Origin of the sequence: Streptomyces sp. NPDC050509, assembly GCF_044457965.1 — a bacterium.
Classification (GTDB): Bacteria; Actinomycetota; Actinomycetes; order Streptomycetales; family Streptomycetaceae; genus Streptomyces.
Genome location: NZ_JBITHL010000002.1, coordinates 94,093 through 115,242, shown reverse-complemented (window position 1 = coordinate 115,242; position 21,150 = coordinate 94,093). Strand labels below are relative to the sequence as shown.

Annotated in this window: 20 protein-coding genes and 1 pseudogene; 14 read left to right on the top strand and 7 right to left on the bottom strand. The window is 72.9% G+C overall.

Features of this window, described 5'->3' with window-relative positions; all coding sequences use genetic code 11:
• Positions 1–129 precede the first annotated feature (129 nt).
• From ACIBJC_RS05835 to ACIBJC_RS05825, 3 genes are all read left to right on the top strand, one after another.
• Entirely contained in the window at positions 130–978 is an 849-nt protein-coding gene (locus tag ACIBJC_RS05835; protein WP_399288446.1) for an MOSC domain-containing protein, read from the top strand.
• A 237-nt stretch (positions 979–1,215) separates the two neighbouring features.
• On the top strand, positions 1,216–1,815 hold the full coding sequence (locus tag ACIBJC_RS05830; RefSeq protein WP_399289778.1) for a hypothetical protein: 600 nt from the start codon (positions 1,216–1,218) through the stop codon (positions 1,813–1,815).
• Between the two features lie 246 nt (positions 1,816–2,061).
• Positions 2,062–4,476, top strand: coding sequence for a right-handed parallel beta-helix repeat-containing protein (locus tag ACIBJC_RS05825; RefSeq protein WP_399288443.1), 2,415 nt, complete (start codon positions 2,062–2,064; stop codon positions 4,474–4,476).
• On the opposite strand, the gene ACIBJC_RS05820 is transcribed toward ACIBJC_RS05825, so the two are convergent.
• Positions 4,446–6,896, bottom strand: a complete 2,451-nt coding sequence (locus tag ACIBJC_RS05820; protein WP_399288440.1) for a hypothetical protein — start codon at positions 6,894–6,896, stop codon at positions 4,446–4,448. The genes ACIBJC_RS05825 and ACIBJC_RS05820 overlap by 31 nt on opposite strands.
• A 245-nt stretch (positions 6,897–7,141) precedes the next feature.
• Here ACIBJC_RS05820 and ACIBJC_RS05815 point away from each other — a divergent pair, with 245 nt between their 5' ends.
• Together ACIBJC_RS05815 and ACIBJC_RS05810 are read left to right on the top strand one after the other, a co-directional pair.
• A complete protein-coding gene (locus tag ACIBJC_RS05815; RefSeq protein ID WP_399288437.1) occupies positions 7,142–8,101 on the top strand; it encodes a DeoR/GlpR family DNA-binding transcription regulator in 960 nt (319 codons plus the stop codon).
• A gap of 46 nt (positions 8,102–8,147) precedes the next feature.
• Positions 8,148–8,600 carry an SRPBCC family protein gene (locus tag ACIBJC_RS05810; protein ID WP_399288434.1) on the top strand — a complete coding sequence of 151 codons (453 nt, stop codon included), beginning with the start codon at positions 8,148–8,150 and terminating at the stop codon, positions 8,598–8,600.
• A gap of 36 nt (positions 8,601–8,636) precedes the next feature.
• Here the strand turns inward: ACIBJC_RS05810 and ACIBJC_RS05805 are convergent, their stop codons facing one another.
• Complete coding sequence (locus ACIBJC_RS05805; RefSeq protein ID WP_399288431.1) at positions 8,637–9,821, bottom strand: PLP-dependent cysteine synthase family protein; 1,185 nt, start codon at positions 9,819–9,821, stop codon at positions 8,637–8,639.
• Between the two features lie 198 nt (positions 9,822–10,019).
• Here ACIBJC_RS05805 and ACIBJC_RS05800 point away from each other — a divergent pair, with 198 nt between their 5' ends.
• Together ACIBJC_RS05800 and ACIBJC_RS05795 are read left to right on the top strand one after the other, a co-directional pair.
• Positions 10,020–10,337, top strand: coding sequence for a hypothetical protein (locus ACIBJC_RS05800; protein WP_399288429.1), 318 nt, complete (start codon positions 10,020–10,022; stop codon positions 10,335–10,337).
• Between the two features lie 273 nt (positions 10,338–10,610).
• The gene (locus ACIBJC_RS05795) at positions 10,611–11,135 is read left to right on the top strand and encodes an ATP-binding protein (protein ID WP_399288426.1); all 525 of its coding nucleotides are present in this window, start codon (positions 10,611–10,613) and stop codon (positions 11,133–11,135) included.
• 178 nt (positions 11,136–11,313) lie between these two features.
• On the opposite strand, the gene ACIBJC_RS05790 is transcribed toward ACIBJC_RS05795, so the two are convergent.
• A complete protein-coding gene (locus tag ACIBJC_RS05790) occupies positions 11,314–12,531 on the bottom strand; it encodes an ROK family protein (protein ID WP_399288423.1) in 1,218 nt (405 codons plus the stop codon).
• A gap of 95 nt (positions 12,532–12,626) precedes the next feature.
• Here ACIBJC_RS05790 and ACIBJC_RS05785 point away from each other — a divergent pair.
• Positions 12,627–12,839 (top strand): annotated as a pseudogene (locus tag ACIBJC_RS05785) (MFS transporter); the annotation flags it as partial.
• A 368-nt stretch (positions 12,840–13,207) separates the two neighbouring features.
• Here the strand turns inward: ACIBJC_RS05785 and ACIBJC_RS05780 are convergent.
• Complete coding sequence (locus ACIBJC_RS05780) at positions 13,208–14,407, bottom strand: UDP-N-acetylglucosamine--N-acetylmuramyl-(pentapeptide) pyrophosphoryl-undecaprenol N-acetylglucosamine transferase (protein ID WP_399288420.1); 1,200 nt, start codon at positions 14,405–14,407, stop codon at positions 13,208–13,210.
• Positions 14,408–14,638: 231 nt separating this feature from the next.
• Positions 14,639–15,127, bottom strand: a complete 489-nt coding sequence (locus tag ACIBJC_RS05775) for a DegT/DnrJ/EryC1/StrS family aminotransferase (protein ID WP_399288416.1) — start codon at positions 15,125–15,127, stop codon at positions 14,639–14,641.
• On the opposite strand from ACIBJC_RS05775, the gene ACIBJC_RS05770 reads away from it, so the two are divergent.
• The 4 genes from ACIBJC_RS05770 (at position 15,118) to ACIBJC_RS05755 (ending at position 16,471) form a co-directional block, all read left to right on the top strand.
• Positions 15,118–15,372 carry a hypothetical protein gene (locus ACIBJC_RS05770; protein ID WP_399288413.1) on the top strand — a complete coding sequence of 85 codons (255 nt, stop codon included), beginning with the start codon at positions 15,118–15,120 and terminating at the stop codon, positions 15,370–15,372. The two genes, ACIBJC_RS05775 and ACIBJC_RS05770, sit on opposite strands and share 10 nt — an antisense overlap.
• 137 nt (positions 15,373–15,509) lie before the next feature.
• Positions 15,510–15,662 (top strand): hypothetical protein, encoded by a 153-nt coding sequence (locus ACIBJC_RS05765; RefSeq protein ID WP_399288410.1) that lies wholly within the window; start codon positions 15,510–15,512, stop codon positions 15,660–15,662.
• A gap of 78 nt (positions 15,663–15,740) precedes the next feature.
• On the top strand, positions 15,741–16,115 hold the full coding sequence (locus tag ACIBJC_RS05760; protein ID WP_399288407.1) for an SCO4225 family membrane protein: 375 nt from the start codon (positions 15,741–15,743) through the stop codon (positions 16,113–16,115).
• Positions 16,116–16,192: 77 nt separating this feature from the next.
• Entirely contained in the window at positions 16,193–16,471 is a 279-nt protein-coding gene (locus ACIBJC_RS05755; RefSeq protein WP_399288404.1) for a DUF6332 family protein, read from the top strand.
• Here the strand turns inward: ACIBJC_RS05755 and ACIBJC_RS05750 are convergent.
• The gene (locus ACIBJC_RS05750) at positions 16,401–17,477 is read right to left on the bottom strand and encodes a helix-turn-helix transcriptional regulator (protein WP_399288401.1); all 1,077 of its coding nucleotides are present in this window, start codon (positions 17,475–17,477) and stop codon (positions 16,401–16,403) included. The genes ACIBJC_RS05755 and ACIBJC_RS05750 overlap by 71 nt on opposite strands.
• A 100-nt stretch (positions 17,478–17,577) precedes the next feature.
• Between ACIBJC_RS05750 and ACIBJC_RS05745 the strand changes: the two genes are divergently transcribed.
• Entirely contained in the window at positions 17,578–18,156 is a 579-nt protein-coding gene (locus ACIBJC_RS05745; protein ID WP_399289776.1) for a DinB family protein, read from the top strand.
• A gap of 124 nt (positions 18,157–18,280) precedes the next feature.
• Here ACIBJC_RS05745 and ACIBJC_RS05740 read toward each other — a convergent pair whose 3' ends face one another.
• A complete protein-coding gene (locus ACIBJC_RS05740) occupies positions 18,281–19,588 on the bottom strand; it encodes a geranylgeranyl reductase family protein (RefSeq protein WP_399288398.1) in 1,308 nt (435 codons plus the stop codon).
• A gap of 169 nt (positions 19,589–19,757) precedes the next feature.
• Between ACIBJC_RS05740 and ACIBJC_RS05735 the strand changes: the two genes are divergently transcribed.
• Complete coding sequence (locus ACIBJC_RS05735; protein ID WP_399288395.1) at positions 19,758–21,122, top strand: dipeptidase; 1,365 nt, start codon at positions 19,758–19,760, stop codon at positions 21,120–21,122.
• Positions 21,123–21,150: the final 28 nt, after the last annotated feature.

The window sequence follows — 21,150 nt, the reverse complement described above, 5'->3', positions numbered from 1 at the left end:
ACAGCCCTCTTGCGGGGCGGAGGCATCGGCAGGAGGAACGAGGAACAGCGGGAAGGACCGGTGGTGTCCGGCCGTCGGGCGGGACGGGGGCAGGATCCGTCGTCGGGCGGCGGCTGACAGGATGGCTTCATGCCGAAGCCGCTCCACGCCGCCCTGCACGCCCTGGGTGTCCATCCGGTCAAGTCGATGGCCGGCTGCACGCCCGGCAGCGCCGTGGTGGAGCCCTGGGGGCTCGCCGCGGACCGTCGCTGGGCCCTGGTCGACCGTACGGGGAAGGTGGTCACGCAGCGCCAGCGTCCGGGGCTGGCGCTCGTCCGCGCGGAGCCGCTGCCGGGAGGCGGGATCCGGCTGAGCGGGCCCGGTCCCGGCCCGGTGGACATCGAGGTCCCTGAGCCGGGAGGCGCGGACCTCGTCGTGGCGGACATCTTCGGGACGAAGGTCGAGTCGGTGCCGGCCGGTCCGGCCTCGTGGGAGGTGGACCGCCGGCTGAGCGCGTACCTCGGGGAGGAGGTCCGGCTCATCCATCTCGACGACCCGGCCAGGCGCCGCCCGATCGACCCGCTCTTCGCCCGCCCCGGCGAGACGGTCTCCTTCGCCGACGGCTTCCCGCTGCTCGTCACCGCCACGGCGTCGCTCGACGCCCTCAACACCCTGATCGCGCACGGCGACCACCCGGACGAGGGGCCGCTGCCGATGGACCGGTTCCGGCCGAATCTCGTCGTGTCGGGCACGGAGGCCTGGGCGGAGGACGGCTGGCGGCGCCTCGCCGTCGGCGAGGTCACCTTCCGCGTCGCCAAGCCCTGCGGTCGCTGTGTCATCACCACCACGGACCAGCGCACGGCGGAGCGCGGCCGGGAGCCGCTGCGGACACTCGGGCGCCACCGCCGCATCGACGGGAAGCTCGTCTTCGGGCAGAACCTGGTCCCCGAGTCGACCGGCACGGTACGGGTGGGCGATCCGGTGACGGTGCTGGAGTGACCCGTGGGCGCTTCGGTACGGCCGAAAAGTCCCCTCCGCGCCGGGACGTCCCGCGCTCGCGGGAACACGGCGTACGGGCCCGTCCGTTGAGCGGGCGGGCGCATGTCGGTGCATAGGGCACCGAAGTGAGCTTGCTCTCTCTTCCCGCCGACGGCGCGTGGAACCCGCCGCCCCGGCCAAGACGGACAGAGACGGACGGGGAAGGACACGGAAAGGGGGTGCGCACTTGTGCGCACCATGGTGGGACTCTGGCGCTGGCGGCGCAACCCCCTGCGCCGGGGCACCGATCTGGCGGAGGCCTGGGTCGCGCTGACGGCGGTGCTGCTCTTCGCGCTGGCCGCGCCGGCCATCGGCTGGCTCGGCGGCGACCGGGTCGACACGGCGCTGCGGGAGACCGTACGGGTCCAGCACGAACAGCGGCACAGAACCTCCGCCGTGGTCGTCTCCCGGGCGCCGGAGCGGCCGTTCCTGGCGTACGACGCGGAGGCGGTCACGGAGCAGAACACGGGCACCCGTGTGGTCGCGAACTGGCGCGCGCCCGACGGCACGGCGCGCACGGGCACGGTCTCCACCTCGCTGCGCACCCCGCACGCGGGCGACACGTTCGCCATCTGGGCCGACGAGCGGGGCGGGCACGTACGGGCTCCGATGAACGCCGAGGCGGGGCGCGCCCACGCCGTCCTGGCCGGCTTCGGCTTCGCCGTCCTGGCCGCCGGGCTGGTCGAGGGTGTCAGGCGGCTGATCGTATGGCGGCTCGTGCAGCGGCGGTACCAGCGGCTCGACCGCGCGTGGGCCGAGGCCGGTCCCGACTGGGGCCGTACCGGGGCGGGGAGTTAGGACCTCCCGTTCCCCCTGTCACGGCCCGGGCACAGGACCGACCGCCGGTGGCGCGACCGGGGAGTTGTCCGCCATGTCCGGGGCGCGGCGGAAAGCGGCCTTCCGGACCTGCTGTTCGCGTCAACCCGGCGGCGCCACGCGCGCTACGGTGGTGCCGCCCGGTACGCCGCACTGACCGGGGGCCGGGGCCGGCACCCGGGACGGCACGACACGGGCACACGCACGAGGTGGGGACAGAACAACGCCATGGCACAGGGCACGGTCCAGGTGACCAACACCGGAACATCGCGTTGGCGGCGGCGCACGGGCGAGTACGCCTCCCTCGCCGCCGCACTGGAGGCGGCCGGTGACGGCGACATCCTCACCATCGCCCCAGGGACCTACCGGGAGAATCTGGTCGTCACACGGGCGGTCACGCTGCGCGGTGCCGAGGGCTCGCTCGGCTCCGTTCGGATCGCTCCGGTCGACGGCGTCCCGCTGATCGTGCGCGCCTCGGCCACCGTCCAGGACCTCCATGTGGAGGGCCAGGACGCCACGGCCCCCGCGCTGCTCGTCGAGGACGGCACCCCGGATCTGACGGATCTGCGGATCGTGACCCGCTCGGCGGCCGGTCTGGAGGTGCGCGGCGCGGCCCGCCCGACCGTGCGGCGGTGCACGGTCGACAATCCGGCCGGGGTCGGCATAGCCGTGCTCGACGGGGCCGGCGGGGTGTTCGAGGAGTGCGAGATCGTCGCGGCCGGCCAGGCGGGCGTCTCGGTGCACGGCGGCGCCCACCCCCGGCTGGAGCGGTGCCGGATCCACCACGCCTCCGGTTCCGGTCTGGCCGTCACCGGCGAGGGCAGCGGTCTGGAGGCGATCGGCTGCGAGGTGTACGAGATCAAGGGCACCGGTGTGCAGATCGCGTCCCGCGCGGCGGTCCACCTCACCGACTCCTCGGTGCACCGCACCTCGGCGGACGGGATAACCCTGGACACCGACGCCGTCCTCACGCTCTCCGACTGCGACATCCACGACATCCCGGAGAACGCGGTCGATCTGCGCTCCCGTTCGGTGCTGACGCTGACCCGCTCCACCGTGCGCCGCTTCGGCCGCAACGGCCTCTCCGTGTGGGACCCGGGCACCCGGGTCGACGCCAACCAGTGCGAGATCCACGACAGCACGGGCGACTACCCGGCGGTCTGGGTCAGCGACGGCGCGACCGTCGTGCTCGACTCCTGCCGGCTCCACGACGTGCCCGACGCGCTCTTCGTCCTCGACCGGGGCTCGCGCGCCGACGTCGTCGACAGCGACATCTCCCAGGTGCGCAACACGGCCGTGTCGGTGAGCGACGGGGCGACCGCCCAGCTCGACGACTGCCGGATCAGGGAGGCCTCCACGGGCGCCTGGTTCCGCGACCACGGCAGCGGCGGCACCCTCAGCTCCTGCACCATCGACGCCGTGCAGACCGGGGTCATCGTCACCAAGGGCGCCGACCCGACCATCGAGCGCTGCACGGTCACCTCGCCGGCCGAGGCGGGCTTCTACGTGTCCGCCGAGGGCCGCGGCACCTTCCACAACTGCCGGGTGACGGGCAGCGGCGGTTACGGCTTCCACGTCATGGACGGCTGCCGTACGACGCTCACCCGCTGCCGTACGGAGCGCTGCGCGCGCGGCGGCTACGACTTCGCGGAGGACGGGCCGACCGCCGAGGACTGCACCAGCGACGAGAGCGGTGTGCTGGCCCCGCCGTCGCCGTCCGCGGAGGCCACGGCGAAGCTGACGGCCACCCAGTCCCCCGGGCTGCTCGGGCCGGTCCTCGCGCCGCCCGCGCCCGCCACGCCGCCCGGTGTCACCGCCACCACCGAGCCCGTGCGCGGCTCGGAGGAGGTCCTCGGGGAGCTGGACTCGCTGGTCGGCCTGGACAGCGTCAAGCGCGAGGTACGGGCGCTCACCGACATGATCGAGGTCGGCCGGCGCCGCAAGGAGGCGGGCCTCAAGGCGGCCTCGGTCCGCCGTCATCTCGTCTTCACCGGCTCCCCCGGCACCGGCAAGACGACCGTGGCACGGCTGTACGGCGAGATCCTGCACTCCCTCGGGGTGCTGGAGCGCGGCCATCTCGTCGAGGTCTCCCGGGTGGACCTGGTCGGCGAGCACATCGGGTCGACGGCGATCCGTACGCAGGAGGCGTTCGACCGGGCGCGCGGCGGTGTGCTGTTCATCGACGAGGCGTACGCGCTCTCCCCCGAGGACTCCGGGCGTGACTTCGGCAAGGAGGCCATCGACACCCTCGTGAAGCTGATGGAGGACCACCGGGAGGCGGTCGTGGTGATCGTCGCCGGGTACACCGCGGAGATGGAGCGGTTCCTCACCGTCAACCCCGGTGTGGCGTCCCGTTTCTCACGGACCATCACCTTCAGCGACTACGTCCCCGAGGAGCTGCTGCGGATCGTCCAGCAGCAGTCCGAGGACCAGGAGTACCGGCTGGGCGAGGGGGCGGCCGAGGCCCTGCTCACGTACTTCACGGAGCTGCCGAAGGGGCCCGCCTTCGGCAACGGCCGCACCGCGCGCCAGACGTTCGAGTCGATGGTGGAGCGGCACGCGGGCCGGGTCGCCCAGCTCCCCGAGACCAGCACGGACGACCTGACCCTGCTCTACGCGGACGACCTGCCCGAGCTGCCCTGAGCCCCGCCGCCGGTCGGCGGCGGCACGAGCCGGGCCCGGGTCCCGTCGGTGCGCTGCGGCGGGAGCAGCGGCGGCAGCCGGTCGAGGAGTTCGGCGCGTTCCTCGGCGAAGACGGGGTCGGCCTGGTAGTCGGAGTGGCCGAGGATCGGCTCGGGCAGCGGGTGGAGCACCGTACGGCCGTAGGCGAGCGGGTCCTTCAGCGGGCCCCGGTCGACCTGGGACCCGTCGCCGTCGGCGGGCACCAGCACCGGGCCGCCGATCGGGTCGGTGGCGCGCCACAGATTGCGCCAGCAGTGCAACTCCTTGCTCAGGTCGCTGAGTTGCTGGGCGCCGAAGTACGCGGGGAACCAGCGGCCGTAGAGCCGCTCCAGCGGGGAGCCGTACGTCAGCAGCGCGACCCGGTGGCGGGTGGCGGGCGCGAGCTGCCAGATGGCGGCGGCGGCGAGCACACTGCCCTGCGAGTGGCCGGAGAGGACCAGCCGGCCGCCCGTGCGCTCGGTCCAGGAGGCGATGCGCCAGGTGAGGTCGGGGACGGCGCGCTCGGCGTAGCAGGGCGGTGCGAACGGGTGGGCGGCGCGCGGCCAGAACGTACCGACGTCCCAGAGGATGCCGATGGTGCGGCGGGCCGAGGGGTCGCGGTAGGCCCGTCGGCCCCAGGTGACCAGCAGTATGAAGCCGAGGCCCACGAACCAGGAGCCCAGCGCCTGTGCGGTCTGCGCCACGGACTCCAGGAACGACGAGGTGCCCAGCATCGCCTTGCCCGGCACCTGGCCGCTGATCCAGGATCCGGCGACCGCGCCGGCGCCGAGGACCAGGGCGGCGCCGGAGACCAGCCCGACGAGCCGGGGCGCGAAGTCGGTGAGTTCGGCCCTCGCGCGGGCGCCCGCGATATGACGGGTGCGCGGGGAGTCGGGGGCGCCGGGGGCGTCCTCTCCGTACTCCTTCTCCACGGCGGGTGTCAGGGACCGGGTCGTGCGTACGGTACGGACGCACAGGACGGCGACGGGGATCACCAGCAGCACCAGCAGGACCGGGATGACCGACGCCTGCCAGCTCAGCAGCGCCGGAGGGCCGACGATCGCGCCGCCGCCCATGCCGGGCGTGGCGTCGCCGTCCAGCCAGTCGGCGACGCGCTGGGCGACGCCACCGGTCATCACGCCGGCCAGGGCGCAGGCGAGCATCGCGACGGCGGGCCCGGCGAGTCCGCGCAGCGCGGTACGCGGCTGGGCGGCGCGGCGGTACAGGACATGGGCGGTGACGGCGAGGGCGACGATCAGGGCGACCTGGGCGAGCGAGAGCACCCGGAAGGAGAGATTGCCGGGCAGCGCGCCGGAGGAGACCCAGCCGGGTCTGGACCAGCCCGCGTACACCACGGCCAGGGCGAGCACGACGAGGGAGCCGGTGGGCAGCCTGCTGATCACCATCCGGTCGAGGGAGCCGTCGCGGCGGCGCTCGCTGCGGCCCCGGCTGCACACGACGTACAACACCGCGCCGAGGCCGGCGACGAGCGCCACCTGGAGCAGCGGACCGAGGGGCTGGAGCGGCTGGACGCCGGTGCGCCGGTCGTGGTCGGCGCCCGCCGCGACGAGGGCGGCGGCGACGGTGAGGAACCCGGCGGCGGTGTGCGCGGCGCGCAGCCGGGCGACGAGGCGGCGGCCGTACCAGAAGCCGGGCCTGCCGAGCGCGGGGCGCACCTTCGTCCGTCCGTCGTCGGTGACGGACCCGGCGGCGCGGGCGGTGTCGGCGGCTGCCGCGTCCCGGGCGGACGGTTCGGGGGCGGCGCTGCCGTTGACGGGCGGGCGCTGTGCCTCGTAGGCGCTCCACGTCCGGTTGGAGAGGTACCACAACAGGGTGACCAGGGCCGTGGGTACGACGGCGGCGAGGGCTAGGCGCCGGCCCGGCTGCGACCACCAGCCGTGGGCCTCGGGCGAGAGGAAGCCGAGCCAGGAGCGCTGTTCGACACACGACGCCGAGCCGGCACACTGCCACGCCGTCAGATCGAGGGCGACCTCGCAGGCGGCTGCGGTGAGCAGCACGGTGAGGGTGAGGGCGACCAGGCGCACCAGCAGGCCGTACAGCCGCTGGGACCTGCCGAGCCCTTTGGTGGCCGGGCGCATCCAGTGGGCGAGGTTGACCACCATGAAGGGCAGGAGAAGCAGCCACAGGGCGCGGGAGCCGTTGCCCGAGGTGAGGTTGGACCAGCAGTACGCCTCGGGGATCGGCCGGTCCCGGTAGTCCGCCGGGTGCCGTTCCGCTTCGGCGTCGTCGGCCCGCCGGTACACCGCGGCCGTCTTGTCGCCGGTGACCCTGACCGTGCGCGGGTCGTCGAGCATCTCCTGCGGGGTGGCCCCGCCGACGCCGTGGACCAGCAGTTCGAGTGCGGCTCCGCCACCGTGCGGCTCCGCTGTTGGTGAGGACACTTCGATGCTCGCTCTCGCGTGGGCGGACGGGGAACGGTGCGGGGAAACCGTGCGGGATCCAGAGTCCCGGATTGTGGCAGTTCGACGCCGTCCCGTCACCGAATCTCCCCGGCTCCCTCGTCCTGCGGCCACCGGGGCGGCTGTCCGACCCCCGTGGCAGGATGGGTTCCACAACGGACAGGACGGGGGCGCGCGATGCCGGTGCACGGCGGTGGTCCACGACGAGACGGAAGGCCGGCGCGGCGGTGAGCGACAACCTGAACCTTCTGGCGGAGCAGCGTCGTGCGCTGATCCTGGACGAGGTGCGCCGGCGGGGTGGTGTGCGGGTCAACGAGTTGACCCGCAGGCTCAATGTGTCCGACATGACGGTGCGCCGGGATCTCGACGCGCTGTCCCGGCAGGGCGTCGTGGAGAAGGTGCACGGCGGCGCGGTGCCGGTGGCCGAGGCGAGTACGCACGAGCCGGGCTTCGAGGCGAAGTCGGCGCTGGAGCTGACCGCCAAGCAGGACATCGCGCGGGCGGCGGCGGCGATGGTCGTGCCCGGCAGCGCCATCGCGCTCTCCGGCGGTACGACGACCTACGCGCTGGCGCATCTGCTGCTGGACGTGCCGGACCTGACGGTGGTGACGAACTCGATGCGGGTCGCCGATGTGTTCCACACGGCGCGGCAGACGGAGCCGGGCGGTGCCGGCCGCCCCGGGGCGGCCATGGTGGTGCTCACGGGCGGTGTGCGAACGCCGTCGGACTCGCTGGTCGGCCCCGTCGCCGACCAGGCGATTCGCTCGCTCCACTTCGATGTGCTCTTCCTCGGGGTGCACGGCATCTCGGTGGAGGCCGGGCTCTCCACCCCCAACCTCGGCGAGGCGGAGACGAACCGGCGGCTGGTGGGGTCGGCGCGCCGGGTGGTGGTCGTGGCCGACCACACCAAGTGGGGCACGGTGGGCCTGAGTTCCTTCGCGACGCTGGACCAGGTCGACACACTGGTGACGGACGCGGGGCTGTCTGCGCGGGACCGCGCGGAGATCGCCGAGGTGCTGCCGGGGCTGGTGGTGGCGGGCGACCGGGACGAGCCCGCCGAGGCCGATGTGTCCACGGAGAATGACAGGGCCGCGGAGGATGACGGGGCCGCGGAAGGTGACGGGGCCGCGGAAGGTGACAGGTCCGCGGAGGGCGACGGATCCGCGAAGGGGCCGGACGGCAACTGACGCGGCGTCACACCTGCCCCCGCCCCTCCCGGCCTACGATCACCGGATGAGCGCCTTCCGTATCGACCGGACCACCCCGCTCTCCGCCGAGGAGGCCTGGCGGCGGCTCACGGACTGGCCCGCGCACGCCGCCCAGGTGCCGCTGACCCGGATCACCGTCCTGACGCCGGGCCCGACCCGTACCGGAACGGTCTTCGTCGCGCGGACCGGGCTCGGCCGCGCCGCGTTCGACGACCCGATGGAGGTCGTCCGCTGGCAGCCGCCCGCGCCGGGCCGCCCCGGCCACTGCCGTCTGGAGAAGCGCGGGAGGACGGTCACGGGCTGGGCCGAGATCCAGGTGCGGCAGGACGCCGAAGGAAACGCGTACGGCGTCCCCGCCCGGGTGCGTTGGGAGGAGGAGCTGCGCGTCGGGCCGCTCCCCCGCCGCCTCGACCCGCTCACCGCGCGCGCCGGACGCCTGGTGTTCGGCCGGGCCGTCGACCGACTCCTGCGCGGTTAGGGCGTGCGGCGGCGGTGCGTGCGGCGGCGCGGGGAGTCAGTCCGGCCAGACCCCCGTCTCCAGGAAGCGGTCGAGGGTCCGGGTGTACGGGGCGATGTCCAGGCCCTGTTCGGTGAGCCAGGCGTCCGCGTAGTACTTGTCGAGGTAGCGGTCGCCCGGGTCGCAGAGCAGGGTGACCACGCTGCCGGTGCTCCCCCGCGCGACCATCTCCGCCACGATCTTCAGGGCGCTCCACAGACCGGTGCCGGTGGAGCCGCCCGCCTTCCGTCCGATGGCCCGCTCCAGCGCCCGTACGGCGGCGACGCTCGCGGCGTCCGGGACCTTCATCATCCGGTCGATGGCGCCGGGCACGAAGCTCGGCTCCATCCGGGGCCGGCCGATCCCCTCGATCCGGGAGCCGCGGTCGCTGCGCGCCTGATCGTCGTGGTGCGTCCAGCCGTCGAAGAAACAGGAGTTCTCGGGGTCGGGCACGCAGATCCGGGTGTCGTGCTGCATGTAGTGGACGTAGCGCGCGATGGTCGCGGAGGTGCCGCCCGTGCCCGCCGTGGCGACGATCCACGCGGGCTCCGGGTAGCGCTCCAGCCGGAGCTGCTGGTAGATCGATTCGGCGATGTTGTTGTTGCCGCGCCAGTCGGTGGCGCGCTCCGCGTAGGTGAACTGGTCCATGTAGTGGCCGCCGGTCCGCTCGGCCAGCCCCGCGGACTCCTCGTAGATCATGCCCGCGTCGTCCACGAAGTGACATCGGCCGCCGTGGAATTCGATCAGCCGGCACTTCTCCGCGCTGGTGGTGCGTGGCATGACCGCGATGAACGGTACGCCGATCAGCTTGGCGAAGTACGCCTCGGAGACGGCCGTCGAGCCGCTGGACGCCTCGATGACCGGCTTGCCGCGCCTGATCCAGCCGTTGCACAGGCCGTACAGGAACAGCGAGCGGGCGAGCCGGTGTTTGAGGCTGCCGGTCGGGTGCGTCGACTCGTCCTTGAGGTAGAGGTCGATGCCCCACTCCTCGGGCAGCGGGAAGCGCAGCAGATGGGTGTCGGCGGAACGGTTGGCGTCGGCCTGGACCTTGCGTACGGCTTCCTTGAGCCAGGCGCGGTAGCCGGGGTCGCTGCGGTCCACGTCGAGGGTCGGCGTGGCCGGTGCGCCGGTGGTCCCGGGAGGGGGCCCGACCGCCGGTCCTGTCGGCTCTTCCGGCCGTCCGCTCGTCTCTCGCCCGTTCATGCGCGCCGCTCCTCGCTGTCTCCGCACCGGCCCCCAGCCGCACCGTACCCCCACCACCTGCGTAAACGCTTGCTTTGGGTATCCATAGGAATTGCTTCTGGCGAGTGCGCTCCATGCGCTCTGGCGCCGGGCGCCATACTTGTGCAAACTGCCTTGAGGGGACGTAAGGGGAATGGGTACGGAGGGGGCTGAAACGCCATGGGTGAACCGGAGTTCGACGTGCGCGGCGTGCGGATCGAGCGGTGGCCCCGCTCGCTCACCAGGGCCGGTCAGGTTCTGGTGAAGGACGGCAGGCTGGCGCTGCTGACCAGTTACGGCCGGGTGATCGACAGCGCGCCGCTGCGCGCCGTCCGGGCGGCCCGGCCGTGGTTCGCGGGGAGCGGCAGCATGGTCGCGACCGTCAACGGGACCCGCTACCGGCTGACCTTGGGGCAGCGGGGGCGCCGTCCGGACGCGACGGCGCTGACCGGGCGGATCATGGAGGCGGTCAGCAGGGCGAGCCACTCGAAGCCGTAGGCGCGCGGGCGCCGGGAGAAGCACGGGCGCCGAAGAGGAGCGCCGGCACCGTACGCGGCGCCGAGGTCATGAACGGCTGCGAACCCCCTGCCACGTAGGCGGTCCGCCGCGAGTTGCGGAGCGGGGTCCCCGGGTTCACTCTGGTCACACATCACTCAGTGTTTCCCGGCGGTGACACTGTGACCCAGCCCCGCCGGGCGGGAAACGGCGGCGAGCCGGTCGCTGGTTCCGCACCCTCGTCTTCTTCCGGACCTCATTCGGGGAGTCGCAGCCGTGATCAGCCAGCCCAGCAGGCATTGCACGGTGGAGCTCCAGGCCCTGCCGTCACGGATCGGTCAGATCCGCAGAATCATCTCCGCGCAACTGCGCTACTGGCACCTCGATCTTCTCATCGACCCAGCGGCTCTCGGGGTGACCGAGCTGCTGACCAACGTCCACCGGCACGCACAGCCGGACAAGAGATGCACCGTCGACATCGAGCTGCTGCTCGAACGGCTCACGGTCTCGGTCAGTGACCACGATCCGCGCCTGCCGACGGTGCACCACGCCGAGTTGTCCGACACAGGCGGCCGCGGCCTCGCGCTGATCGCGGCCGTGAGCGAGAGCTGGGGCATCCATCCCCGGGGCGATACGGGGAAGAGCATCTGGTTCACGCTCCCCGCCCCGCCGGTGGCCCTGAGGCTGCCCCTGCGTCCGGTGTACGGCGCGACCACCGACGGCCCTTTCCCGGCAGGGGAGTTCGGCATGGTGGCCGGGACGTACGACCCCGGCACGGTCCGGTCGGCCGCGGTCGGCTGACCGGATCCGCGGCTCGGCCGTACGAACCGGCGTACACCCGGTTCGTACGGCCGAGCCGTGCCCCTGGCACAGAGTCACCCGAACGGTCCAGCGGCCGGGACTTCCGGCCGGATTCGGCCGGATCGGGGAGCGCCCGCCTTCCCGTCGGCGTCGCCCTCCCGTCAGCGGCCGAGCGCTGTCAACGGCCGAGCGCGCCGAGCGGGTCGTCGAGCACCGGCTGCCACGCCAACTCGGCTGCCCCCACGAGGCTGTTGTGGTCGAGCGTGCAGGGCAGGATGGGCACACCGCCGCTGCGGCCCCACAGACTGCGGTCGGCGACGACGGCGCGCAGCCGGTCCGGGTCGGCGTCGAGCAGTTCGCGGTGGAGTCCGCCGAGGATGATCCGGTCGGGGTTGAGGATGTTGACCAGGCCCGCGAGGCCCAGGCCCAGCCGGTCGATCAGCTCCGCGGCGGCGCCCCGTACGGCCGGGTCGGCGTACTCCGTGCGGAGCAGGTCGCGCGACTGCTGGAGCAGCGAGCTCTCGGGGCCCGGGGCGCGGCCCGCCGCGGTGAGGAAGGCGAGCGGGTCGGCCTCGACGTCCAGGCAGCCCTTGCTGCCGCAGTAGCAGGAGCGCCCCTCGGGGTTGACCGTGAGATGGCCGACCTCCAGGGCGAGGCCCGAACTGCCGGTGTGCAGACGGCCGTCGAGGACGAGCGCGCCACCGACGCCGCGGTGGCCAGTGGCGACGCAGAGGAGGTGCTGGGCGCCGCGTCCCGCGCCGTGCCGGTGCTCGGCGAGCGCGGCCAGATTGACGTCGTTGCCGGTGAAGGCGGGGCCCTCGATGCCCGCGGCGCGGACCCGCTCGGCGAAGATCTCCCGCACCCGGGAGCCGACGGGCCAGGCGATGTGCAGCGGGTTGAGCGCGGTGCCCTCCGGTTCGGCGACCGCGGAGGGCACGGCGAGGCCCGCGCCCACGCACCGCCGTCCGGCGGCGCTCAGCAGCCCGGCGCCCGTCTCGACGACCTCGCCGAGGACCTGCGCCGGGTCGGCCGAGGCCGTACCGCGTCCGGGGGCGGTCGCGACGATCCGGCCGCCGAGCCCGACGAGCGCGGCCCGGAAGCCGTCGGCGTGGACCTGGGCGGCGAGGACGACGGGGCCTGCCTCGTCGACGGAGAGCCGGTGCGAGGGGCGACCCTGGGAGCCGGCGGCGGCGCCGGGCCTGGAGTCCACCCGGATCAGGCCGAGGGCCTCCAGTTCCGCGGCGACCGCGCCGGCCGTGGCCCGGGTGACGCCCAGTTCCGCCGTGAGGACGGCGCGGGTGGGCGCGCGGCCCGTGTGGACCAGTTCCAGTGCCGGGCCGAGCGCGCCGCGGCCTCTCTCCAGCCGTGTCCTGGCCGTGGTCCCCTTGCCGTTCATGGGGGCGAGTCTCCCATGATCCGGAGGAACGGCGGACTCCGCGGGACGCCCCACGGCGCCTTGTACGGACGGTCCCGGGCCCCTATCCTCACTTTGTGCCGCTTCTAAACAAAGTGCGGACGGCCCTCTCCCGCAGCGCCGTGGGACCACCCCGCGCCCGCTCCCCGCTCACCCGCCTCCGGACCGTCCTGACCGTGTTCTTCGCCCTCGACGGCTTCCTGTTCGCCGGGTGGGTGGTCCGCATCCCGGCGATCAAGCAGCAGACCGGGGCATCGGCGAGCGAGCTCGGCCTCGCCCTGCTCGGTGTCTGTCCTTCGGGGCTGAGGATCTCTCCGACCTGAGTGGTCTGGATGCCGGTGCGGTCGCAGCGGAAGCAGTCGCCCAGCGCGAAGTCGAGCCCCGTCAGTTGCCCGGCGGTCACGCGCTCTCCGGTACCGCGTCCGTCCCGCACGCGCACGGGCACGGCGTCGGAGCGGTCGGCGAATCCGGAGCCGTGGGCGCGGACGATGGTGAACTTCTCGCACCTGTGCGCGGAGCGCAGCCCGAACAGGACGGCGACCAGGCAGGGGGCGCACGGGACCAGGGCGCCCGGCTCGCGAGGCTCGGCGGGCAGGTCCTCGCCTGTGACGGGCGGCCCCTGCCACACCATCGTCACCTGCGCGGGCACTATCGCTCCTCAGCGTGCCAGCCCGACATTCAGTAGCAGGTCAACCAGCCTGGCCGCCGCGTCGGGGAGCCCCTGCGCGGCTGCTCGTTCGGCCATGTGCTCACGGCGCTGCTGGGAGGTGATGAGCGGTTCCAGTGCCCGGCGCAGCTCCTCGGGGGTCGCCCGTTCCCTCGTCAGTGCGGTGGCCGCCCCGGCCTCCTGGAGGTGTAGGGCGTTGTGCTCCTGCTCGTTGCCGGCCGACGATGCCAGCGGGATCAGGACGGCCGGTTTACCCAGTGCGGTCAGTTCGGCGATGGTGCCGGCGCCGCTTCGGGAGATGACGACGTCGGCCAGGGCCAGGACGTCGGGCAGTTCCGGCCCGACGAAGTCGCTCACCCAGTACCGGCCGCGCAGTCCGGCCGGGAGCGTTTCGGCGAACTGGCGCGACTGCTCCAGGGTCGTCGCTCCGCACTGGTGGATCACGTTGGCGGCCGTCAGCAGCCACGGCAGGATGCTGCGGAGAAGGCCGTTGATCTGCGCGCTGCCCTGTGCTCCGCCTGTCACGTACACGCAGGGCAAGGCGCTGTCGAAGCCGGACAGTCCGAGCGAGGCCACGGCCTTCTTGGGCTCTCCTGTGAAGACCGCCGGGCGTACGGGGTTGCCGGTCACCACTGTTGAGGCGGCCACGCTTTCCGGCAGCAGTTTCATTGAGGACTCGGAGGAGACCGCGACGGCCGTTGCGAAGCGCGACAGAATGCGGTTCGCCAGCCCGAGGCGCACGGTCTGCTCGTGCACCACGAGCGGAGTCCTCGTCATGCGGGCCGCGAGCCCTACCGGTACGGCGACGTAGCCGCCCGTCGACAGGATGACGTCGGCCTTGTAGTCGGCGGCGATCAAGCGGGCCTCGGCGACGCCTTTCGGTACGCGGCCCATGTCCCGCATGTTCTCCCGGTTGATCATGGCCAGCGGGTTGGAGGAGCGGCGCAGCTTGCCCGTGGGCACCGTCTTGAAGGGGATGCCCTCTGCCGGCGCGACGCGTGCTTCGAGCCCTTCGGCCGTGCCCACCCACAGGACATCGAGGGACGATCCGTGAGAGGCCAGCCGGGTCTGCAACTCGCGAACCGCGGTGAGCGCGGGATAGGTGTGGCCGCCGGTTCCCCCACCCGTCACGATGAGCCGGAACGGTCGGTGCAAGGAAGCCAGACGGCTGGAGAGGTCGTCGCTGTTCACTGGAGGAAGGCATCCGATCGTGGGGTCTTGGCGTACGCCAGGGGCCGACGGGCTACGAACCTTGCGGACGATATCAGGCGATTCTCACCTCAGTGAGCGGCCGTCAGAGGGCGACCGCTCACTGTCCATCTGGTGTTCCTGCGAGGGCTGTTGGTGACTATCGGCCCGTCCTACCGAATGCCGGCTGACCGAACCTCCGGGCCCGCGCCCCCTCCGGGGGTGTGGGCCCGGTCACCGGGATGCCTCCGGCCATGTCCCCCGGACGGTGTTCAGGGCCCGTTCCAGGGCCGACACCACCGAGTGCACGTCTCCGGAGTCCATGGCGGGGTGGAACGGCAGGCTCATGATCTCCTCGCCGACCATTTCAGTTACCGGCAGGGGGCGGTGCCATGGGGCGAACGCGGGCTGCGTGTGATTCGGCGGGTAGTGCACTCCGACCCCGAGGCCCCGGGCGTGAAGGATCTCGTGGATCCTGTCTCGCTCCGGCACCCTCACGACGCAGTTGAAAGGCACGGAGCGATCCACGTCCACGTCGACCAGGACCGCGTTCCTCAAGCCGTGCAGCTCGGCCTCGTACGCTCGCCACAAGGCTTTGCGCTTGGCCGCGGCGATGGGGAACTGCTCCAGCTGAACGCTGCCCACCGCCGCGTGAACGGATGACAGGGTGGCTCCCCCAAGTCGCTCTCCAGTGGCATTCCCAGGCAGCCGCCATGTCCGCACGCTCCTTCACCAGGTCCGTGGGACTTCGCTACGCCGTGGTCGGCACGGTCCATCTCCAGAAGCGGGACCTGGACCAGGGCCTTCACCTGGGCCAGGAGGCCGTCGCGATCCTCGCCAACGTCGAATCCAGCCGGGCGCGCGACTACGTACCCGACTTCACCACCGCGCTCGCTCCGTGGCAGGCCGAGAACCGCGCCAACGACTTCATCAAGCACGCGCGTCGGAAACTCTCCATGAGTGCGTGACCAGCTCCAGCAGCGGCCGGAACGCGAAAGCGCGTCCCTCTGTCCAGCCGTAAAGGGTTGGACAGAGGGACGCGGTGTATCAGCGGTAGAGCGCGACAAGGCCGGACGCCGTACCCGCGACACCCGCGAGAACACCGATGGTGGGCAGCGGCCAGCGAGCGCTCGCCCTGACCACGGTGGCGCTGCTCGCGGACGCCGCGGCCCTCGTCGCCCACGTCGCCCACGTCGCCCACGTCGCCCGCGACGCCTCGGCGCAGGCCCCACGGTCCACACCCGAGAAGGATGAGTAGGAGTACTCAGGCACAGCCGTTCGAACTCCCGCACCCTGGAAGGAGACGCACGAGCACTCCGCTTCAAGGGAAAGAGCCATGAACTCCAGGGAGAACATGATGAATTCAGCACGGCTGACCGGACTCGCCCGACTCGCCTTCAAGAACCGTGCCTCCCAGGTCTATCTCGCCCTCGTCGCCGCCGCGACGGTGTTCGTCACGGTCGACACCCTCTTCGTGCACCACGAGGACGCCTCGTTCGCCGGGGTGTGGCTGTTCTCCCTCGCGGCACCGACCGTCTTCGTCTTCCTCATAGGCGGCAGGGCCGTCGGGGAGGGCTTCGCCTCCTCCGCCGGATTCCTCTACCCGGCGCTGATCGTCTCCGTCCTCGTCCAGGCGGTCGCCATAGGCGCCTTCGTACGACTGCTGCGCCACCGCCCGACCACCGCGATCGGGCACCCCCGCGAGGCATGACGTCCGCCGTCCGACGCCACCAGCGGCGTCCCGGGACGCTCCTTGCACCACGGCGGCGCCCCGGTCAGACTCGGGCCATGGGGACACGGAGCGGGGCCGAACGGGACGCTGTCACTGTCGAGATCGCCTTCGCGGTCGTGACGGGGGCCTTCGCGGCGGCGCTGGTGTTCGGGCTCGTCGCCGGTACGGGGTGGTATCTGGACATGTCGGCGGCCGGTCTGCGGATCGGCGGTGTCGCCGGGTGTCTCGCCTTCGTGGCGCGTGTCGTCCAGGTCCTGTGGCGCTTCACCCCGGGGGCCCCGGACGGGACCGCGCCCCGGCCGGGCCGGGCCGGTCGTCCCCACCCCGACGCGTAGGCGGGCACGACGGGTCGGACCCGGTCGCGGCGTCGGCGTAGCGGCGGGCCAGATACGCGAAGGCGTCCCTGAGCTCGGCCGGCCCGACGACCTCGACAGCGGCGTCGAACATGCCGATGGTGGCGGCCAGTCCGGGCCAGGACCACGAGCCCATGACGAGCCGGCAGCGGTCCGGGCCGAGTTCCTCGACGAGCCCGTCGTAGGTGTGGCGGGACACATGGGCGGCGGGCAGGTCGAGGATCACCTCGCCGCGGCAGGGCCACTCCCCCGAGCCGTCGGAGCTCTGGAACCGGCCGGCGACGAAGGCCGCCACGTCGCCCCCGGGCACCTCGCGCGGGGTGAAGCGGGGTCCCGTGGGGGTACGCGGGGTGATCCGGTCCGCGCGGAAGGTGCGCCAGTCCTCGCGGTCGAGGTCCCAGGCGACGAGGTACCAGCGCCCGCTCCAGGTGACGAGGTGGTGGGGCTGCACCCGGCGCGGAGGGGGTTCAGGGCCGTCGTCGGGGCCCTCCCGCGGGGTTACGGGGATGTAGTCGAAGCGCAGCACCTCGCGCGCGTGCACGGCGGCGCTGAGCGCCATGAGCACGCCGCTGTCGGCCTGGGGGGCCGGCCGGCTCGCGGGCGGCTCGACGGCGGTGACCTGAAGGATGTCGATGCGGCGGCGCAGCCGGGCGGGCATGACCTGGCGGACGGTGTTCAGCGCGCGGGCCGCGGCCTCCCCGATGCCGGCGCCGGTGGTGGCGGCGACCTGGAGCGCGACGGCGAGGGCGACAGCCTGCTCGTCGTCGAAGAGCAGCGGGGGCAGTTCCGAGCCGGCGTCGAGCCGGTACCCACCGTCGGGCCCCTTGAAGGCCACGATGGGGTAGCCGAGTTCACGCAGACGGTCGATGTCGCGGCGCACGGTGCGCGGACTGGTGTCCAGCCGCTCGGCCAGGAGCGCCCCCGGCCAGTCCCGGCGTGCCTGGAGGAGCGAGAGCAAGGACAGCAGTCGCGCTGAGGTCTTCTGCATGGCTCCATCCTGCCCGGAGAAGCGGCCACACCCTGGCCGCTTCTCCTGCGACGGTCATCTCGTGCAGGACAACGAGAACGACGCGAAAGGCCCGAACGCCATGACCTCCACCACCGCACCCCCCTCGATCCTCGACGCCGAGCGGGCCGACCTGCTCGCCGCGCTCGCGACCGCGCGGAGCTCACTGATCCACACGACGCGCGGACTCGACGACGAGCGCGCGGGCGCGCGCCCGACGGTCAGCGCGCTGTGCCTGGGCGGGCTGGTCAAGCATGCCGCGGCCATCGAGGACGGATGGACACGCTTCGTCGTCGAGGGCCCGTCGGCGCTCTGCTACGACCTGCCCGACGGTGTCACCTGGGCCGACATCGAGGCCGGTACCGCACGCGAGTTCCCGCAGTGGATGATCGACCACGGGAACAGCTTCCGGATGCTGCCCGGCGACACGCTCGCCGGGATCGTCGCGCGTTACGAGCGGGTCGCCGCCCACACCGAGGAGATCATCGCCTCCGTGCCCGACCTGTCCGCGACGCACCCGCTGCCGGAGGCCCCCTGGGACGAACCGGGAGGGGTGTACAGCGTGCGCCGGGTGCTGACGCACCTCATCGCCGAGACCGCCCAGCACGCCGGGCACGCGGACATCCTGCGCGAGACACTCGACGGCCGGAAGTCGACCTGACGGGGCTCTGGGGGGGCATGCGGATCCGCATGCCCCCTCCCCAGAGGGTGCGAGCTCACTCCCCCACGCCGTCACTGCCCTACGGAAGTGACCTCGTACGCCCGTCAACTCCCCTGCACGCCCGTCACTCCCGCGCGCCGGTCTCCGGGACGCCCGTCGGGTCGCTCTCCGCCGGAACGTCCGCCTCGCGCGCGGCCGGCTCCTGCTGACCGGCCGTCTGCCGGCGGTCCAGCACGTCCAGGGCGCGCCGGGCCAGCGGACGCGTCCGTACAAGACCCGCCAGGGTCGTCGAACCGCGGGTGATGTCCGCGAAGGCGTTCCACGCCGGGCGCAGGCCTGTGATCGCCGCGTGCAGCACCCCCGGCCTGCGTTCGAAGATCGCGAGCATCCGCCGCCCGACCCCCATCTCCACGCCGAGGCCCGCCTTGATCGCGAAGGCGTAGTTCAGCGCCTGACGGCGCGCGTCCACGGCGTCGTGCGCCTCGGCGATCCGTACCGCCCACTCCCCGGCGAGCCGACCGGACCGCAGCGCGAAGGAGATGCCCTCCCTCGTCCACGGCTCCAGCAGCCCCGCCGCGTCGCCGCAGACCAGCACCCGGCCCCGGGACAGCGGCGAGTCCTCGCTGCGGCAGCGGGTGAGATGGCCGGAGGAGACCGACGGCTCGAACCCGGCGAGCCCGAGCCGGGCGATGAAGTCCTCCAGATAGCGCTTGGTGGCGGACCCCTCGCCGCGCGCCGAGATCACCCCGACGGTGAGGGTGTCGCCCTTGGGGAAGACCCAGCCGTAACTCCCGGGCAGCGGGCCCCAGTCGATGAGCACCCGTCCCGCCCAGTCCTCCGCGACCGTGGGCGGCACCGGGATCTCCGCCTCCAGGCCCAGGTCCACCTGGTCCATCTTCACGCCGACATGGGCGCCTATGCGGCTGGCGCTGCCGTCGGCGCCGACCACGGACCGCGCCAGCACCGTCTCCCCGTCCGACAGGACGACCGCGACCGTACGGCGGTCGGGCACGGCCGGGCCGTGCTGTTCGACACGGGAGACGGTCACGCCGGTACGCAGGACCGCCCCGGCCTTCTCGGCGTGCTCCACCAGACTCGCGTCGAACTCCGGGCGGTTGATGAGCCCGAAGAGCATGCGCTTGGAGCGGCGGGTGCGGGTCAGCTTCCCGTTCAGGGAGAACGTCACCGCGTGCACGCGCTCCTTGAACGGCAGGTCGAAGCCGGGCGGCAGCGAGTCCCGCGAGGGACCGATGATCCCGCCCCCGCAGGTCTTGTAGCGCGGCAACTCGGCCTTCTCCAGCAGCAGCACCCGACGGCCCGCGACCGCCGCCGCGTACGCCGCGGAGGCTCCCGCCGGTCCTGCGCCCACCACGACGACATCCCACACCGGCTCGTCGTGCACGCTTCCGGCGTCTGCGTTCTCGCTGCTCACGATGTGCTTCTGCTCCTGATCCGACCGGTGGCCCCTGCTGTCGAACGGCATCCTACGGCGCTGGCGCGCCCGGCCCGTTGTGGGAGGATCGACAAGACCCCTCGACACCGCCGACATAGCCCGACATACATCCGACTGAGACAACGATGTACCCACCAGGAGCGTGCCCATGACCGCGAATCCGATTGCCGGGACCGTGGCGTCCCTCATGCCCCGTGCCCGTACGGAGCTCGCGGAACTGGTGGCCTTCCGCTCGGTGGCGGACCCGGCGGTCTCGCCGCGCGGCGAGTGCGAGGCCGCCGCGGACTGGGTGGCCGAGGCGCTGCGCACCGAGGGCTTCCAGGATGTCGCGGTCCTCGAAACCCCTGACGGGACCCAGTCCGTGTACGGTCTGCTCCCCGGCCCCGAGGGCGCGCCGACGGTGCTGCTGTACGCCCACTACGACGTGCAGCCGGTGGGCGACGAGGACGCCTGGCTGACCCCGCCGTTCGAGCTGACGGAGCGCGCGGGTCGCTGGTACGGGCGCGGCGCCGCCGACTGCAAGGGCGGCGTGCTGATGCATCTGCTCGCCCTGCGCGCGCTCAAGGCGAACGGCGGCGTGCCGGTGAACGTCAAGGTGATCGTGGAGGGTTCGGAGGAGCAGGGCACCGGCGGTCTGGAGCGGTACGCCGAGGAGCACCCCGAACTGCTGGCCGCCGACGCCGTCGTCATCGGCGACGCCGGGAACTTCCGGGTCGGCCTGCCCACGGTGACGGCCACGCTGCGCGGTATGACGCTGCTGCGCGTGGCGGTCGACACCCTCGAAGGCAACCTGCACTCGGGGCAGTTCGGCGGCGCGGCGCCGGACGCGCTCGCCGCTCTCATCCGGGTCCTGGACTCGCTGCGCGCCGAGGACGGGTCCACCACGGTGGACGGGCTGGCCGCCGACGCGGTCTGGGAGGGGCTGGAGTACGCGGAGGCCGACTTCCGCAAGGACGCCAAGGTGCTCGACGGGGTCGGGCTGATCGGCGCCGGATCGGTCGCCGACCGGATCTGGGCGCGCCCCGCCGTGACCGTCCTCGGCATCGACTGCCCGCCGGTCGTGGGCGCCACGCCGTCCGTCCAGGCGCACGCGCGGGCCACGGTCAGCCTGCGCGTACCGCCAGGGCAGGACGCCGCGGCGGCCACCGAGCTGCTGAGGGCGCACCTGGAGGCCCGTACCCCGTGGGGCGCGCGGGTCGCGGTGGAACAGATCGGCCAGGGGCAGGCGTTCCGCGCGGACACCTCCAGCCCGGCGTACGCGGCGATGGCCGACGCCATGCGGGTCGCGTACCCGGGACAGGACATGCAGATCGCGGGCCAGGGCGGGTCCATCCCGCTCTGCAACACCCTGGCCGCGCTCTACCCGAAGGCGGAGATCCTGCTGATCGGGCTGAGCGAGCCGGAGGCGCAGATCCACGCGGTGAACGAGAGCGTCTCCCCGGAGGAACTGGAGCGCCTGTCCGTGGCCGAGGCGCACTTCCTGGTCAACTACGCCGCTTCCCGGCGCGCCTGAGCCGCACCGGGACACCAGGGAGCCGGGA

Bases quoted from the DNA above. Each gene is read 5' to 3' on its own strand.
- ACIBJC_RS05830 (WP_399289778.1), top strand. From the start codon at position 1,216: ATGGTGGGACTCTGGCGCTGGCGGCGCAACCCCCTGCGCCGGGGCACC.
- ACIBJC_RS05770 (WP_399288413.1), top strand. From the start codon at position 15,118: ATGTCCGCACGCTCCTTCACCAGGTCCGTGGGACTTCGCTACGCCGTG.
- ACIBJC_RS05745 (WP_399289776.1), top strand. From the start codon at position 17,578: ATGACCTCCACCACCGCACCCCCCTCGATCCTCGACGCCGAGCGGGCC.
- ACIBJC_RS05835 (WP_399288446.1), top strand. From the start codon at position 130: ATGCCGAAGCCGCTCCACGCCGCCCTGCACGCCCTGGGTGTCCATCCG.
- ACIBJC_RS05805 (WP_399288431.1), bottom strand. From the start codon at position 9,821: ATGAACGGGCGAGAGACGAGCGGACGGCCGGAAGAGCCGACAGGACCG.
- ACIBJC_RS05790 (WP_399288423.1), bottom strand. From the start codon at position 12,531: ATGAACGGCAAGGGGACCACGGCCAGGACACGGCTGGAGAGAGGCCGC.
- ACIBJC_RS05755 (WP_399288404.1), top strand. From the start codon at position 16,193: ATGGGGACACGGAGCGGGGCCGAACGGGACGCTGTCACTGTCGAGATC.
- ACIBJC_RS05810 (WP_399288434.1), top strand. From the start codon at position 8,148: ATGAGCGCCTTCCGTATCGACCGGACCACCCCGCTCTCCGCCGAGGAG.
- ACIBJC_RS05825 (WP_399288443.1), top strand. From the start codon at position 2,062: ATGGCACAGGGCACGGTCCAGGTGACCAACACCGGAACATCGCGTTGG.
- ACIBJC_RS05760 (WP_399288407.1), top strand. From the start codon at position 15,741: ATGAACTCCAGGGAGAACATGATGAATTCAGCACGGCTGACCGGACTC.
- ACIBJC_RS05750 (WP_399288401.1), bottom strand. From the start codon at position 17,477: ATGCAGAAGACCTCAGCGCGACTGCTGTCCTTGCTCTCGCTCCTCCAG.
- ACIBJC_RS05800 (WP_399288429.1), top strand. From the start codon at position 10,020: ATGGGTGAACCGGAGTTCGACGTGCGCGGCGTGCGGATCGAGCGGTGG.
- ACIBJC_RS05735 (WP_399288395.1), top strand. From the start codon at position 19,758: ATGACCGCGAATCCGATTGCCGGGACCGTGGCGTCCCTCATGCCCCGT.
- ACIBJC_RS05765 (WP_399288410.1), top strand. From the start codon at position 15,510: ATGGTGGGCAGCGGCCAGCGAGCGCTCGCCCTGACCACGGTGGCGCTG.